At 58.7% G+C, this 15,026-nt stretch carries 13 protein-coding genes; 9 read left to right on the top strand and 4 right to left on the bottom strand.

Annotated features, from left to right (window positions below):
• Nucleotides 1-10: 10 nt before the first annotated feature.
• Together tssJ and tagH are read right to left on the bottom strand one after the other, a co-directional pair.
• The gene (gene tssJ, locus AB4N84_RS11700) at nucleotides 11-517 is read right to left on the bottom strand and encodes a type VI secretion system lipoprotein TssJ (protein ID WP_460046443.1); all 507 of its coding nucleotides are present in this window, start codon (nucleotides 515-517) and stop codon (nucleotides 11-13) included.
• Nucleotides 518-573: 56 nt separating this feature from the next.
• Entirely contained in the window at nucleotides 574-1,938 is a 1,365-nt protein-coding gene (gene tagH, locus AB4N84_RS11695; RefSeq protein ID WP_460046995.1) for a type VI secretion system-associated FHA domain protein TagH, read from the bottom strand.
• A 470-nt stretch (nucleotides 1,939-2,408) separates the two neighbouring features.
• On the opposite strand from tagH, the gene tssA reads away from it, so the two are divergent.
• The 9 genes from tssA to tssI all read left to right on the top strand — a co-directional run bounded on the left by tssA (nucleotide 2,409) and on the right by tssI (nucleotide 14,378).
• Nucleotides 2,409-3,428, top strand: a complete 1,020-nt coding sequence (gene tssA / locus AB4N84_RS11690) for a type VI secretion system protein TssA (protein WP_460046442.1) — start codon at nucleotides 2,409-2,411, stop codon at nucleotides 3,426-3,428.
• A 105-nt stretch (nucleotides 3,429-3,533) separates the two neighbouring features.
• Nucleotides 3,534-4,064, top strand: a complete 531-nt coding sequence (gene tssB, locus AB4N84_RS11685; protein WP_074752482.1) for a type VI secretion system contractile sheath small subunit — start codon at nucleotides 3,534-3,536, stop codon at nucleotides 4,062-4,064.
• Nucleotides 4,065-4,079: 15 nt separating this feature from the next.
• Entirely contained in the window at nucleotides 4,080-5,573 is a 1,494-nt protein-coding gene (tssC, locus tag AB4N84_RS11680; protein ID WP_074752483.1) for a type VI secretion system contractile sheath large subunit, read from the top strand.
• 77 nt (nucleotides 5,574-5,650) lie between these two features.
• Nucleotides 5,651-6,139, top strand: coding sequence for an Hcp family type VI secretion system effector (locus tag AB4N84_RS11675; RefSeq protein ID WP_460046441.1), 489 nt, complete (start codon nucleotides 5,651-5,653; stop codon nucleotides 6,137-6,139).
• 78 nt (nucleotides 6,140-6,217) lie between these two features.
• Complete coding sequence (gene tssE, locus AB4N84_RS11670) at nucleotides 6,218-6,739, top strand: type VI secretion system baseplate subunit TssE (RefSeq protein WP_460046440.1); 522 nt, start codon at nucleotides 6,218-6,220, stop codon at nucleotides 6,737-6,739.
• Nucleotides 6,736-8,595 (top strand): type VI secretion system baseplate subunit TssF, encoded by a 1,860-nt coding sequence (gene tssF, locus AB4N84_RS11665; protein WP_460046439.1) that lies wholly within the window; start codon nucleotides 6,736-6,738, stop codon nucleotides 8,593-8,595. The genes tssE and tssF overlap by 4 nt, the downstream gene beginning before the upstream one ends.
• The gene (gene tssG / locus AB4N84_RS11660; protein WP_460046438.1) at nucleotides 8,559-9,638 is read left to right on the top strand and encodes a type VI secretion system baseplate subunit TssG; all 1,080 of its coding nucleotides are present in this window, start codon (nucleotides 8,559-8,561) and stop codon (nucleotides 9,636-9,638) included. Before tssF ends, tssG begins: the two co-directional genes overlap by 37 nt.
• Complete coding sequence (tssH, locus tag AB4N84_RS11655; RefSeq protein WP_460046437.1) at nucleotides 9,631-12,309, top strand: type VI secretion system ATPase TssH; 2,679 nt, start codon at nucleotides 9,631-9,633, stop codon at nucleotides 12,307-12,309. The genes tssG and tssH overlap by 8 nt, the downstream gene beginning before the upstream one ends.
• Nucleotides 12,310-12,440: 131 nt before the next feature.
• Nucleotides 12,441-14,378, top strand: coding sequence for a type VI secretion system tip protein TssI/VgrG (gene tssI, locus AB4N84_RS11650; RefSeq protein ID WP_460046436.1), 1,938 nt, complete (start codon nucleotides 12,441-12,443; stop codon nucleotides 14,376-14,378).
• Between the two features lie 21 nt (nucleotides 14,379-14,399).
• On the opposite strand, the gene AB4N84_RS11645 is transcribed toward tssI, so the two are convergent.
• Both AB4N84_RS11645 and AB4N84_RS11640 read right to left on the bottom strand, forming a co-directional pair.
• Nucleotides 14,400-14,825 (bottom strand): GTP pyrophosphokinase, encoded by a 426-nt coding sequence (locus tag AB4N84_RS11645; protein ID WP_460046435.1) that lies wholly within the window; start codon nucleotides 14,823-14,825, stop codon nucleotides 14,400-14,402.
• Nucleotides 14,822-15,016, bottom strand: a complete 195-nt coding sequence (locus AB4N84_RS11640) for a hypothetical protein (protein WP_460046994.1) — start codon at nucleotides 15,014-15,016, stop codon at nucleotides 14,822-14,824. The genes AB4N84_RS11645 and AB4N84_RS11640 overlap by 4 nt, the downstream gene beginning before the upstream one ends.
• Between the last annotated feature and the right edge of the window lie 10 nt (nucleotides 15,017-15,026).

The raw sequence follows: 15,026 nt of genomic DNA, 5'->3' as shown, positions 1-15,026 counted from the left end.
CTCCAATTGCCTACTGGGCGGGGCGAGTTGGGTGGGTGTTGGAGTCGCTGCCGACGGCGCGTATGCCGAGCCCGATCCGGAATTCGCGGGCCTGCCGCGGCTCGACCACCAGAACGGTGCGCCAGTGGGCCTGATCGATTTCGCGGTAGCCCACCACTAGACCGATCTGACGTGTCGCGCTGTTGAGACTGCGATCCAGACTGAGCTGCTGGCCCGGCTGAACGAGTACTTCGTCTTGATCAATCAGATCGGCGCCCAGCGTGGTCTGCGCCCGCTCGGCCAGCGCGAAATAGTCGGCCCGGGCAAAACTGGCGGTGTTTTTCAACTCATAGATACGCACGCGAACAGGCGAAGGCTGGCCATTTGCGCCGGGATTAAGGCCAGCTACGGCGTCGAAATGCAGCGCGACAGTGGTCGCATCAGAGGGTTTTTCAACCGGCTGTGGCGATTTCGCGTTTTTGGCACAGGCAACCAGTAGCAGCGCCATGGCGGCTACCGACATAACTCTTCGAAACATCCTTCGTCCTCATGACGCACTGACTGTCTATCCGTTTTTTCCGTGGGCCGCGTCTCTCAGGAGCGGCTTAACCGTGCGCTGTGCTCTTCGTAGGCACGGCCAAATTCGCGACCGAACAAAACTTGAAAGTCCTCTTCTGCCTCGCGGGAAATCTGTGCGTAGCGTTCAGTGAACTGCTGCCAGTTCTGCGCCTGTTGTGAACCAAACAGGTTTGAAAATGCGCCGGACTTGCCCATGCGAGCTTCCAGCTCTGCGGGTTCGAAGCGCTTGAGCAATGCCTTGATCGCAGCCTCGACGCCGGCCATGACCGCCAACTGGTGTGCGCGCAAATCATCGAAGCTGTCCGCAATGGCCTGGTCCGGCGGCATGAACGCCCGATTGCCATGTCGCAGCAGCAACAGGAGCGCCTCATCGACATTCGGAGCGAATTTCAGAGGGTTGTTTTCCACAGGCCGAATCATCGTCTGCTGCAGACGAAACTCGCCTTTCAGGCTGCTGCGTGCGCGCAACACATCGATCAAGCCCTCGATCATCAGCCGGTAACTGCGACCGATGGACTCCATTTGCGCCTGTACCTGAGCAGGCTCGATACGCAGCTGATCGAGTCCGGCGCCGCGCAAAAACGCCGTGAGTAAATCGGGTTGATCACTGTTCGCTTGGTTTATGCACTGCTCCACCGCTGGCATGGACGGTGAGGCGCGGGACGGTTCGGGCCCCTGCTCCGGCGTTGGCGGGAGGACCGGCGATGTAGACATCGGCGTGGGCGCATCCGCGAAAAGGTCCCAGTCCTCCGGAATGACCCCGGGTGTCGACACAGGAACTGGCTGGGCAACCGGCTCCGGCGATGTGGCAGAAACGGGTGGACGGAAGTCGTGACGGTCCACCGGAGCGTGATCGGAGCGCGTCGCCGGGGGCACGTTTGACGGCGAAAGAAAATCAAACAAATCGGGAAACGTATCCTGTGCCGCGCCCCCTTGAAAATGCGCCGCAGACAGTGCTTCCAGCGGCGCCGGGGCAGCGCTGTTCTGGCGCCCCATCAGCGCCTCAAAATTGTTGGATGAATCCATACCCGCCAGACTCGAATCCGAGAGTTTTATTTCAAAATTTATTCGCGCACGGATCTCGTAGTCACCAATACGGATAACCTCGCCATCTTCAAGGGGTTCGCTGTTTCCGCGACGCAGGCGAACACCCGCGTTCACCAGCTCCACGCCATTAGTGCTGTGATCCGTCAGATAGTAGCGACCGTCTTTATATTGAATGACGCAATGCCTTGAAGAAACAAGACGTTCCGGATCTGGAAGAACCCAGTCATTTTCTTTTCCGCGGCCAATTGCCATTTCCCCGTTAACCATCGATTTTTCGGGGACTTGGCCGGGGGTTATCTTTTGATAACTGATGATAGTCAGACAGAGCGGCACGGCGTCTCCTTTCTTAAACTTCAAGTCCTTCGTGCCAGACTCGGAATTCTGTTCGCGGCAGTTGAATATCGTGCAAAAAAAGCTAAAAACCCCAGAATCATGGACCCCATGACTGGATTTTTCTGATTCTACACAGAGTCTCGCGACAACACTCATGGATGTATCCGGATAGTCCTGAGGGTTGTTACCGACATCACAACTGCCGCCGGCGGAGCATAGCTTACCTTGACAACCGATAACTTCCACAACAAAAATGCACAACTTCAAAAATACACGTGATGCCTCAGAGCCATTACAAACGATGCAAATAAGGATCTTTCTCTAGTTGCTGTAGGAAATTTCTCTGATAACTATATGATTTGTTCTGCAACGCCACGATCAGCATAGATATAAGGCTATTCCGTGATTAGCGTAGGAAGTTTCTCCGCTAACTATCTGACTTTCCCTCACCGATAAGGAGATCGACTTTGGTGGACGTTACTTTTTTGCTCGCCCCAGTTTCAGTCGATTCTCCCTGTGGTGATGACCTGGAATACGACGCGGACTTTCTGCAGCTGGAGCGCGACGCCCTAGGCAAGCCAGAGCGCACAATGGGCGACTCGGTCCAACCCGCAGAACCACCGCAGTGGCGCCAAATCGAACAATCCACCACCGATCTTCTGCAGCGCAGCAAAGACCTGCGCATCACTCATTTCCTTCTGCAAAGTGCTTTGGCCCTGAACGGGTTTTCCGGACTGGCCAACGCACTGACGCTGATCAACGGTCTGCTGGTCCGATACTGGCCTTCGCTTTACCCGCAGCTCGACGCCGATGACGATAACGACTCCACCGTGCGTATCAACGCACTCTCCGGCATCGCCTGCGATATGAACATTCGACTCCTGCGGGAGAGTTTGTTGACCCGTTCGCGGACCTTCGGACCGGTGAGCCTGCGCGCCGCGCTGAACGCCAGCGGCTTGCAAAGCTTCTCTGACGAACAACTCACCCCCGAGAAGTTGGCAGGCGCCTTGCGCGACACGGATCCCGAACAGCTGTCCGCCGTAAGCTCCGCTTTGCAGGAAGCCCATGACGCGGCCGACGCCATCGAACGTTACGTTTCCGAGCAGGTGGGTTCAGCTCAGGGCGTGGACCTTTGCGCCTTGAAGCTGCCGCTTAAGCAAGCGCTGCACATCCTGGCCGAATACACCCCAGACGGTGTTGGGACAAACAAGCCCGTCGAAGGATCGGGGGAAGAAACCGCCGCCGAGAGCGCTTCGATTGCCATCGTTTCGCCCCGTGCCTCCGGAGACATCGCCCATCGTGACGATGTGGTGCGCAACCTCGACCGGATTCTCGACTACTACGCCCGACACGAGCCATCGAGTCCGTTGCCCGTGCTGTTGAGCCGCGCCAAAAACCTGGTGCACGCCGACTTCGCGGCCATTGTGCGCAACCTGATTCCCGACGGTATTTCCCAGTTCGAAAACCTGCGCGGCCCGGACGCCGAGTAACTCAGTCCGCTTTTGCAGGCTGTCTCAGGCAAGGATCACGCAACCCCGTTACCGGCCAACACCGATGACGCCATTCACGTCGCAGCAGCGACCAGGAGGAGCAACGTGGCGAACACCAGTTCTCAGAAATTCATTGCGCGCAACCGCGCCCCACGGGTTCAGATCGAGTACGACGTTGAGCTGTACGGCGCCGAGAAGAAGGTCCAGTTGCCCTTCGTGATGGGCGTAATGGCGGATCTGGCGGGCAAACCTGCCGAGCCTCTGGCAGCTGTAGCGGATCGAAAATTTCTGGAAATCGACGTCGATAACTTCGATTCCCGCCTGAAGGCAATGCAGCCTCGAGTGGCTTTTCACGTGCCAAACGAGCTGACAGGCGAAGGCAACCTGAGCCTGGATATCACTTTCGAGAGCATGGAGGACTTCAGCCCTGCGGCCGTGGCACGCAACGTCGATTCGCTGAAACAGCTGCTCGAAGCACGCACTCAACTGGCCAACCTGCTGACCTACATGGACGGCAAGACCGGTGCCGAAGACATCATCATGAAAGCGATCAAGGACCCGGCTCTGCTGCAGGCGCTGGCCAGTGCGCCAAAACCACAGGGTGCTGATTCACAAAGCACTGAGCCCAAGGCTTAATCAGGACGAACAATCATGACCGAATTGCTGCGTGATAATCAGCCCCAAACCAGCCTCAGCGAAGACGCCAACGCGTTTGCGTCGCTGCTGCTGCAAGAATTCAAACCCAAGACCGAGCGTGCCCGTGAAGCGGTTGAAACCGCCGTTCGAACACTGGCCGAACAAGCACTCGCGCAGACCGATCTGGTGTCCAGTGACGCCATCACTTCGATCGAGTCGATCATTGCCGCTATCGACGCCAAGCTCACCGCGCAAGTGAACCAGGTGATCCATCATCCGGAGTTCCAGCAACTGGAAAGCGCTTGGCGTGGCCTGCACTACTTGGTCAACAACACCGAAAGCGATGAACATCTGAAGATTCGGGTGTTGAACATCGCCAAGCCGGAACTGCACAAGACCCTGAAGAAATTCAAAGGTACGGCGTGGGACCAGAGCCCCCTCTTCAAGAAGATGTATGAAGAAGAGTATGGCCAGTTCGGCGGCGAACCTTATGGCTGCCTGGTCGGCGATTACTACTTCGACCAATCACCGCAAGACGTCGAACTGTTGAGCGAGCTGTCCAAGACCTGCGCAGCGATGCATGCCCCGTTCATTGCCGCCGCATCGCCCACCGTGATGGGCATGGGATCCTGGCAAGAGCTGTCCAACCCACGCGATCTGACCAAGATTTTCACCACCCCTGAATACGCAGGCTGGCGATCTTTGCGTGAGTCCGAAGACTCCCGCTACATCGGCCTGACCATGCCGCGTTTCCTGGCGCGCCTACCCTATGGTGCCAAGACCGACCCGGTAGAAGCCTTCGCGTTCGAAGAAGACACCGACGGCGCCGACAGCGCCAAATACACCTGGGCCAATGCGGCGTATGCCATGGCGGTGAACATCAACCGCTCGTTCAAGCACTACGGCTGGTGCTCGCGGATTCGCGGGGTTGAATCCGGCGGCGAAGTGCAGAACCTGCCAGCGCACACCTTCCCGACCGATGACGGCGGCGTGGACATGAAGTGCCCGACCGAGATCGCGATCTCCGATCGCCGTGAAGCGGAACTGGCAAAAAACGGCTTCATGCCGCTGCTGCACAAGAAAAACACTGACTTCGCTGCGTTCATTGGCGCTCAGTCCTTGCAGAAACCCGCCGAATACGACGACCCGGATGCGACCGCCAACGCCAACCTGGCGGCGCGTTTGCCCTACCTGTTCGCCACCTGCCGTTTCGCTCATTACCTGAAGTGCATCGTGCGCGACAAGATCGGCTCCTTCAAAGAGAAGGACGAGATGCAGCGGTGGTTGCAAGACTGGATTCTGAACTACGTCGACGGCGACCCTGCTCACTCCACCGAAACCACCAAGGCCCAGCATCCACTGGCCGCAGCCGAGGTCGTTGTCGAGGACGTCGAAGGCAATCCGGGTTACTACAACTCGAAATTCTTCCTGCGCCCGCACTACCAACTGGAGGGCCTGACCGTTTCATTGCGTCTGGTTTCCAAGCTGCCGTCGGCCAAAGGCGCCTGATCTGACAACGAATCGAGCCGCGCTAACGCCGGCTCTGATTTAAAAACACCGCGGTGAAGACCTCGCGAGGAGAGAACATGGCTGTTGATATCTTCATCAAGATCGGCGACATCAAGGGCGAGTCCATGGACAAGGCCCATAAGGACGAAATCGACGTGTCGGCCTGGAGCTGGGGCATGTCCCAGTCGGGCAACATGCATGTCGGCGGTGGCGGCGGTGCTGGCAAGGTCAACATTCAGGACATCTCGCTGACCAAGTATGTCGACAAGGCAACACCGAACCTGATGATGCATTGCTCCATCGGCAAGCACGTCGACAAGGTGACGCTGACCGTGCGCAAGGCGGGCGGCGAAAGTCAGGTCGAGTACCTGATCATCAACCTGGAAGAAGTGCTTGTCACCTCGCTGACCACTGGCGGGTCGGGTGGCGACGACCGCCTGACCGAAACCATCACCCTCAACTTCGCGCAGGTGCTGGTCGATTATCAGCCACAGAAAGCCGACGGCACCAAGGATGGCGGCCCGATCAAGTACGGCTGGAACATCCGCTCCAACACCAAGCGTTGATGTGCAACGCCCCAGAGCCAGAAGCCAAGGGGCGTTTGCTTTCCATTCGAATTCGAACCTGTACCCGGTGCCTGAAGTATGGCCTTGCCTTCCAACCTGACCTCTCGCGACCGTCTGCAACCTTCGTTGCTTGACCGGTTGACCGACGAAGAGCCTGGCAATCTTCAGGAAAGCGCCGACAAACGCGTGCTCTCTTTGAATCAGCTGAAGGCCTCTGTCTTGCGTGACCTCACCTGGCTGCTCAACACCACCTCGTTGCTGACTGCCGATGCCACGCAGCACACGCCAGCCGGTACATCGGTCATCAATTACGGCCTGCCCGCGCTGGCCGGAAACAGCGTCTCGAGTATCGATGTGAGCATTCTGGAAAGTCTGATTCATCAAGCTATCGCGACGTTCGAGCCACGGATTCTGCGAAACACCCTGCGCGTGCGAGCGCAAACACTGCCGGACCAGATGAACCACAACGCTTTGAGTTTCGAGATCGAGGGCGATCTGTGGGCTCAGCCAGTGGCGCTGCCGTTGTTGCTGCGAACGGATCTGGATCTGGAATCAGGTCACGTGCAGGTCGTACCTGCCGAACAACGGAGGCGCGCATGAATCCGCGTCTGCTGGAGCTGTACAACCAGGAGCTGCAACACGTGCGCGAAAGCGCGGCAGAGTTTGCCAAGGAATACCCGAAGATCGCCGGCCGCCTGACGCTGTCCGGGATCGACTGTGCAGATCCTTACGTCGAACGGCTGCTGGAAGGTTTTGCCTATCTGACCGCCCGCGTCCAGCTCAAGCTCGATGCCGAGTACCCGACGTTCACTCACAACCTGCTGGAGATCGCCTATCCGCACTACCTGGCGCCCACGCCGTCAATGACGGTCGTCCAGATGCAGATCAACCCGGACGAAGGCTCGTTGAGCGGCGGGTTTACCCTGCCTCGCGACACCGAGCTGCGCGCGACGTTGGGCCGTGATTCGCAAACCCCCTGCGAATATCGAAGCGCACACCCAGTGACATTGTGGCCCCTGAGCGTCAGTCAGGCCGACTACTTCGGCAATCCCACAACCGTGCTGGGACGGCTCGCGGCCAGCGAACCGAAGGCCAAAGCGGGTTTACGCATCACCTTGCGCAGTGGCGCCGAACTGCCGTTCAACACCCTGAGCCTGGATAACCTGCCGCTGTACCTCAATGGCGGGGACGAGCTTCCGTTTCGTCTGTACGAGCAGCTGCTCGGTAATGCCTGCGCAGTATTCGCACGCCAACCCGGCGCCGAGTGGGTCGAACGGCTCCCGAACGACGCGTTGAAATCCTGCGGTTTCGATGACCGGGAAGCCGCGATGCCTGTGGTTCCTCAGGCGTTCCAGGGTTACCGCCTGCTTCAGGAATATTTTGCTTTGCCTCAGCGTTACCTGTTCATTGACTTCAGCCAGCTTGGCAGAGCCGTTCAGCGGTGCACCGGACAAGACCTGGAACTGATCGTGTTATTCGACCGCTTCGACAAAAGTCTTGAAGGGAGCGTTGGATCCGAGCAGTTCGTGCCGTTCTGCACCCCTGCAATCAACTTGTTCCCTCGGCGGGTCGACCGGATTCACTTGTCTGATCGCGTCAATGAGCATCACGTGATCGCTGACCGGACTCGCCCGATGGATTTCGAAATCCATTCGCTGACCGGCGTGACCGGTTACGGGACAGGCCCAGAGCAAACCTTCCTGCCCTTCTATGCCGTACGTGACCCCTCGCGTTATGGCCGCGACAACGCCTATTACTCCCTGCGACGCGAGCCTCGCGTGTTGTCCAGCGAGCAGCGTCGAACCGGCACGCGCTCGACCTACGTGGGCAGCGAAACCTTCGTCAGCCTGGTGGACAGCCAGCAGGCGCCCTACCGCCATGACCTGCGCCAACTGGGGGTGAGCGCCCTGTGCACGAACCGTGATTTGCCGTTGTTCATGAGCACGGGCAGTGGCAAGACCGATTTTACGCTGGCGGACAGCGCGCCCGTTTCGTCGATTCGCTGCCTTGCCGGCCCCAGCCGTCCTCGCGCCAGCCACGCCCACGACCACAAGGCATGGCGTCTCATCAGCCAGTTGTCGCTGAACTACCTGTCACTCAGTGAACAAGGCCAAGGCGCTGCCGCGTTGCGCGAACTGCTTCGTCTGTATGGCGACAGCAACGATGCAGCGCTGCAGTTGCAAATCGAAGGCCTGCGCCACGTCAGCAGCACGCCTTGTACGCGGCGCCTCCCGATGCCGGGGCCCATCGTCTTCGGACGTGGTCTGGAAATTACGCTGGAGTTCGACGAAAACGCCTTCCGAGGCACCGGCGTTTTTCTGCTGGGTGCAGTGCTTGAGCGCTTCCTGGCGCGGTACGTCTCTATCAACAGCTTTACCGAAACCGTGATTCGTACCAGCGAGCGCGGCGAGATCATGCGATGGAAAGCCAAGCCCGGTCGGCGTCCGACCCTGTGAGCACGCTCACTGACATGCACAAAGAGCCTTGGGAGTACGACTTCTTCCACGCGCTGCGCCGTATTGAAAGTGAATCGCCGCAACTGCCACGATTGGGCCATTCGATGCGTCTGGCAGATGATCCAGTGCGACTGGGGCAGCAGCCCGACTGCGCCTTCGCACCGTCGACACTGGCCGCACTGAACCCCGGCGACGATGGCAAACCGGCGCGACTTGAACAGTTTTTCTTCGGCCTTGGCGGTCCGAACGGCCCGCTGCCTCTGCACTTGACCGAGTATGTGCGTGAGCGTCAGCGCAACCATGCAGACAGCACCAGCAAGCGTTTTCTCGACGTTTTTCACCATCGCCTGCTCTGTCTGTTTTACCGCGCCTGGGCGCAGGCACGCCCGACGGTCAGCCACGACCGACCCGAGGACGATTACTGGTCGGCGCGACTCGCCGCATTCAGCGGCCGCGGCATGCCGAGCCTGCTCAATCACGGCGTGATTCCCGATACGGCCAAGCTGCATTTCAGCGGCCATCTCTCGGCGCAAACCCGCTACCCGGATGGGCTCAAGGCGATTATCGAAGACTACTTCGGCCTGCCGGCGGCAATCGAAGAATACATCGGCCAATGGCTTGAACTGCCGGAACGCAGCCGTGTCGCGGTCAGCGCCAATCGGCTGGGCGTCGACTTCTGTCTGGGGAGTCATGTCTGGGACCGCCAGCACAAATTCCGCATCCACCTCGGCCCGCTCAAGCTCGACGAATACATGGGCATGTTGCCCGATGGCGAGCCGTTCAAACATCTCGTGGCGTGGGTCGCCGAGTATCTGGGCCACGAACTGGATTGGGACCTGAACCTGATTCTGGAGCAGTCTCAGGTCCCTAGACTGCAACTCAACGGCCAGTTTCGACTGGGTTTCAACACATGGCTGGGGCAACCGGCGCAAGACGCCGACGAGTTGATTCTAGCCAGGCACTACGCCGATCACGCGGGCCCGGCAGAGCCATCATCACAACCCTCTCAACACCACCTCGCAGGGAGCACAGAACATGGGTGAGATCAGTCGCACCGCGCTGTTCGGCAAGTTAAACAGCATCGGCTACAAGGCCATTGAAGCCGCAACCGTATTCTGCAAGCTACGGGGCAACCCGTATGTGGAGCTGGCCCACTGGTTTCATCAGTTGCTGCAAATACAGGACTCGGACCTGCACCGCATCGTCGGGAAGTTCAATGTCGAACCTGCCCGCCTGGCGCGCGATTTGACCGAAGCACTGGATCGCCTGCCACGCGGATCGACGTCGATGACCGATCTGTCCTCCCACGTTGAGGAAGCGGTTGAGCGAGGTTGGGTGTATGGCAGCCTGATGTTCGGTGAAAGCCAGGTGCGCACGGGCTATCTGCTGATCGGTATTCTGAAAACACCGAGTCTGCGCCATGGGTTACTGGCGCTGTCGTCTGAATTCGACAAGGTCAAAGTTGAAACCCTGAGCGAGCGCTTCGACGAATACGTCAGCGACTCTCCGGAAAACGCTCTGCGCGCCTGCGATGGTTTCAACGCGGGCGCGACACCCGGCGAGGCCAGCGGCGCCATCGCACCCAGCGCCATGGGCAAGCAGGAAGCCCTCAAGCGCTTTACCGTGGACATGACCGAGCAGGCGCGCAGCGGCAAACTCGACCCCATCGTCGGGCGCGATGAGGAGATTCGGCAGATGGTCGATATCCTCATGCGACGTCGTCAGAACAACCCGATTCTCACCGGCGAAGCAGGCGTCGGCAAAACGGCCGTCGTTGAAGGCTTCGCCCTGCGCATCGTCGCGGGGGACGTCCCGCCAGCGCTGAAAGACGTCGAGCTGCGCAGCCTTGATGTCGGTCTCCTGCAGGCCGGGGCAAGCATGAAGGGCGAGTTCGAACAGCGTCTGCGCCAGGTTATCGAGGATGTTCAAGCCTCGCCAAAACCGATCATTCTGTTCATCGACGAAGCCCATACCCTTGTCGGCGCGGGCGGTGCTGCCGGCACCGGCGATGCCGCAAACCTGCTGAAGCCGGCGCTGGCTCGCGGCACCTTGCGCACCGTCGCCGCCACAACATGGGCTGAATACAAGAAGCACATCGAGAAAGACCCGGCCCTGACCCGGCGTTTCCAGGTCGTTCAAGTGGGTGAGCCTTCAGAAGACAAAGCCTTGCTGATGATGCGCGGCGTGGCGTCGACGATGGAAAAACACCATCAGGTGCAGATCCTCGACGAAGCGCTGCAAGCGTCGGTCAAGCTGTCTCACCGCTACATTCCGGCGCGCCAGTTGCCCGACAAATCCGTCAGCCTGCTGGACACCGCCTGCGCGCGGGTCGCGGTCAGCCTGCATGCCGTACCCGCCGAAGTGGACGACAGTCGTCGGCGCATCGAAGCCCTTGAAACGGAATTGCAGATCATTGCCCGAGAGCACGCGATCGGGATCGCTACCGGCGCTCGTCGGGCTAACAGCGAAGCACTGCTTAGCGATGAACGCCAACGTCTGATCGAGCTTGAACGCCGTTGGAGCGAAGAGAAATCACTGGTCGACGAGCTGCTTTGCACACGTGCCGAGTTGCGCGAAATCGCAGGCGTCGTCGATAAGGAAACGGGCGGTGAGCAAAATCATGCGCTGCGGGAAAAACTGGTCAACCTGCAGGCCCGACTCAGCGGTTTACAGGGCGAACATCCACTGATTCTGCCGACCGTGGATTATCAGGCCGTAGCCTCGGTGGTCGCCGACTGGACCGGCATTCCCGTGGGGCGTATGGCCCGCAATGAACTGGAAACCGTACTCAACCTCGATCAGCACCTGAAGAAACGCATCATTGGTCAGGATCACGCCCTGCAAATGATCGCCAAGCGCATCCAGACCTCACGCGCCGGCCTGGATAACCCCAGCAAACCCATCGGCGTGTTCATGCTGGCGGGCACTTCCGGCGTGGGCAAGACCGAAACCGCGTTGGCGCTGGCCGAGGCCATGTACGGCGGCGAGCAAAACGTCATCACCATCAACATGAGCGAGTTCCAGGAAGCCCACACCGTCTCGACACTCAAAGGCGCTCCGCCTGGCTACGTCGGCTACGGCGAAGGCGGCGTGCTCACCGAAGCGGTGAGGCGCAAACCCTACAGTGTCGTACTGCTGGACGAAGTGGAAAAGGCGCACCCTGATGTGCACGAAATCTTTTTCCAGGTGTTCGACAAAGGCGTGATGGAGGATGGCGAAGGCCGCGTCATCGACTTCAAGAACACGCTCATTCTGCTGACCACCAATGCAGGCACAGAGTTGATTTCGCATGTGTGCAAAGACGCGCAGAACGTCCCTGCACCTGAAGACATTGCCAAAGCCTTGCGCCAGCCGCTGCTGGAGATTTTCCCGCCTGCGCTGCTAGGCCGTCTGGTGACCATTCCGTATTACCCGCTCAGCGACACGATGCTCAAGACGATTACCCGCTTGCAGCTCAATCGCATCAAGAAACGCGTGGAAAGTACGCACAACGTCGCCTTCGACTACGACGATTCAGTGATCGATCTGATCGTCTCGCGGTGTACCGAAACCGAAAGCGGCGGCCGGATGATCGACGCATTGCTGACCAACACCTTGTTGCCGGACATGAGCCGCGAATTCCTGACGCGCATGCTCGAAGGCAAGGCGATGGCGAGTGTGCGCATCGGCGTGCGGGATCACCAGCTGGATTATCAGTTCAGCGATGTCGGTTGAGCACCCTTAATCCCTGAAGGATCGCGCTTGCCCGCGAATGCGCTCGGTCTGAGACGAATGCATCAGCCGACCCAATGCATTCGCGCGCAAGCGCGCTCCTGCTAAAGCCATAAAAGCTATTGAGATAACCCATGCAATTCACGCAACTCACGCGCCTGGCGCAAGTCAGCAGCCCGCTGGGCCCGGACGTTCTGATCCTGAAAAACATGAGTGGCGGCGACGAGCTGGGGCGCCTGTTCGAATACGAATTGCAACTGACCTCGAAGGACGAGTCGATCGATCTCAACCAACTGCTCGGCAAGCCCGTAAGCCTGTCGCTGCAACTGAGCGCCGGCAGCCGCTACTTCCACGGCGTGGTTTCACGCTGCAGCCAGAACGTCGACACCGGTCAGTTCGCACGTTATCAGGTCACGTTGCGCCCTTGGCTGTGGCTGTTGACACGGACCACCGACTGCAAGATTTTTCAACACCTGACCATCCCGCAGATCATCAAGCAGGTCTTCCGGGACCTCGGATTTTCTGACTTCGAAGACGCGCTCTCCCGGCCCTACCGCGAGTGGGAATACTGCGTGCAATACCGCGAAAGCAGCTTCGACTTTGTCAGCCGTTTGATGGAGCAGGAAGGCATCTACTACTTCTTCCGCCATGAGAAAGACCGCCATGTGCTGGTGATGGCCGACGCCTATGGTGCTCACCACCCTGCGCCTGGTTACGACTCGGTGCCGTTCTATCCACCGGACGGCCAGCATCGCGAGCGCGATCACATCAGTGACTGGCGACTCGCACAGGCTGTGCAGCCCGGTTCGGTCGAGCTCAACGACTATGACTTTCAGCGACCTGGCGCGCGTATCGACGTGCGCTCGGCGATGCGCCGCCCCCATACGGCAGGCGACTATCCGCTCTACGACTATCCCGGCACCTACGTACAAAGCGGGGACGGCGAGCACTACGCTCGTACCCGCATCGAGGCGATCCAGAGTCAGCACGAGCGCGTTGAACTCAGCGGCAATGCCCGCGGCCTGGGCTCCGGCCATCTTTTCAGCATGAGCGGCTTCAGCCGCCAGGATCAGAACCGCGAATACCTGATCGTCAGCACCCGCTACCTGATCGCTCAGGAAAGTCTTGAAACCGGCAGCGCCTCCGCCGGCCTGCAATTTGAAAGCGCGCTGGGTTGCATCGCTGCGCAACAAAGCTTTCGCCCGTTGCCGATCACACCGCGGCCCATCGTCAAGGGCCCGCAGACCGCCATCGTCGTTGGCCCAAGCGGCGAAGAAATCTGGACCGACCAGTTCGGCCGGGTGAAGGTGCACTTCTACTGGGACCGTCATGACCAATCCAACGAAAACAGCTCGTGCTGGATTCGCGTATCACAGGCCTGGGCAGGCAAGAACTGGGGCTCGATGCAAATCCCACGCATCGGGCAAGAAGTCATCGTCAGTTTTCTGGAAGGCGATCCGGACAGGCCAATCATTACCGGCCGGGTCTACAACGCAGAACAAACCGTCCCCTACGACTTGCCCGCCAATGCGACGCAAAGCGGCATGAAAAGCCGTTCGAGCAAAGGCGGCACACCGGCGAACTTCAACGAAATCCGCATGGAAGACAAGAAAGGCGCCGAACAGCTGTACATCCACGCCGAGCGTAATCAGGACATCGTGGTGGAGGTGGATGAGAGCCATTCGGTGGGGCATGACCGGAATAAAAGCGTTGGGCATAACGAGACGGTGACGATTGGTCTGGACCGATTGCGCGCGGTCCTACGCAACGACACGTTGCACGTTGGCGGCGCTAAGTCGGATAGCGTCAGCACCGGATATTTGATTGAGGCGGGCTCACAAATTCGATTGGTATGCGGTAAGAGCGTGTTGGAGCTCAACGCCAGCGGCGAAATTAATATTTCGGGCTCATCGTTCAAACTCTATGCCAGCGGTAAAGGGGACATTGATACGGGTGGACGGCTGGATTTGAACTCAGGCGGCGCGGGAGAAGTGGACGCCAAGGGCAAAGGCATCAAGAGCGTCATTGATGCAGCAGTAAAAGCCTTTTTCACGGGAAAGCCGAACGCGTGAGGTCGAGCGTCGAGATACAGGTCAAAGATTGTCGGAGAGGCGTCGTAACGCTTGGTGGTATTTAGCGACCCTCAGCAGATCCTTTTCGCTCAAGGTCGACAACCTGGTGAGATCAAGGTTGTCCTCGATATCGGCGATCTTGACCTTCCTGGCCAACTCGTTAGGAATGATCCTTGAAATGAAATCGTTGTACTGCTCACCCGGGCGTTTAGAGAGGCAATCAATAGCTTCAATGGCATCCTCAGAAATGCCCAGCGCTCGCAGGTCCTCCAACGTGGTGTCACTGTCCTCGACTACATCGTGGAGCACACTGACGACCTGCGCATCCTGGTCGTCGAATTTCAGCATTAAACGCAGCGGATGCAGGATATAAGGCTTACCAGACTTGTCCACTTGCCCTGCATGAACCCGACAAGCTAATGCGATAGCCGCATCTATGATATTCATCGACGAAGAAAACCTTTTTCGTAATCTTCTCGGGTAATTTCTCGCCCATAGAGGAGAGTATCGTTGTACAGACGATTGTCTGAAGGTACCGGTTTCGCGCCTTCTTCAGCACCGTAAAACTTCGAATATATCGTCCGGGTCTGGTGATCCCAACGATAGGTAACCTCCTCGAAGTCATAGTCCAGATACACATCCCGAGAA

The organism is Pseudomonas sp. S2_H01, from assembly GCF_054668305.1.
Note: the sequence above shows the minus strand (reverse complement) of the source record. Positions and strands in the feature narration are given on the sequence as shown.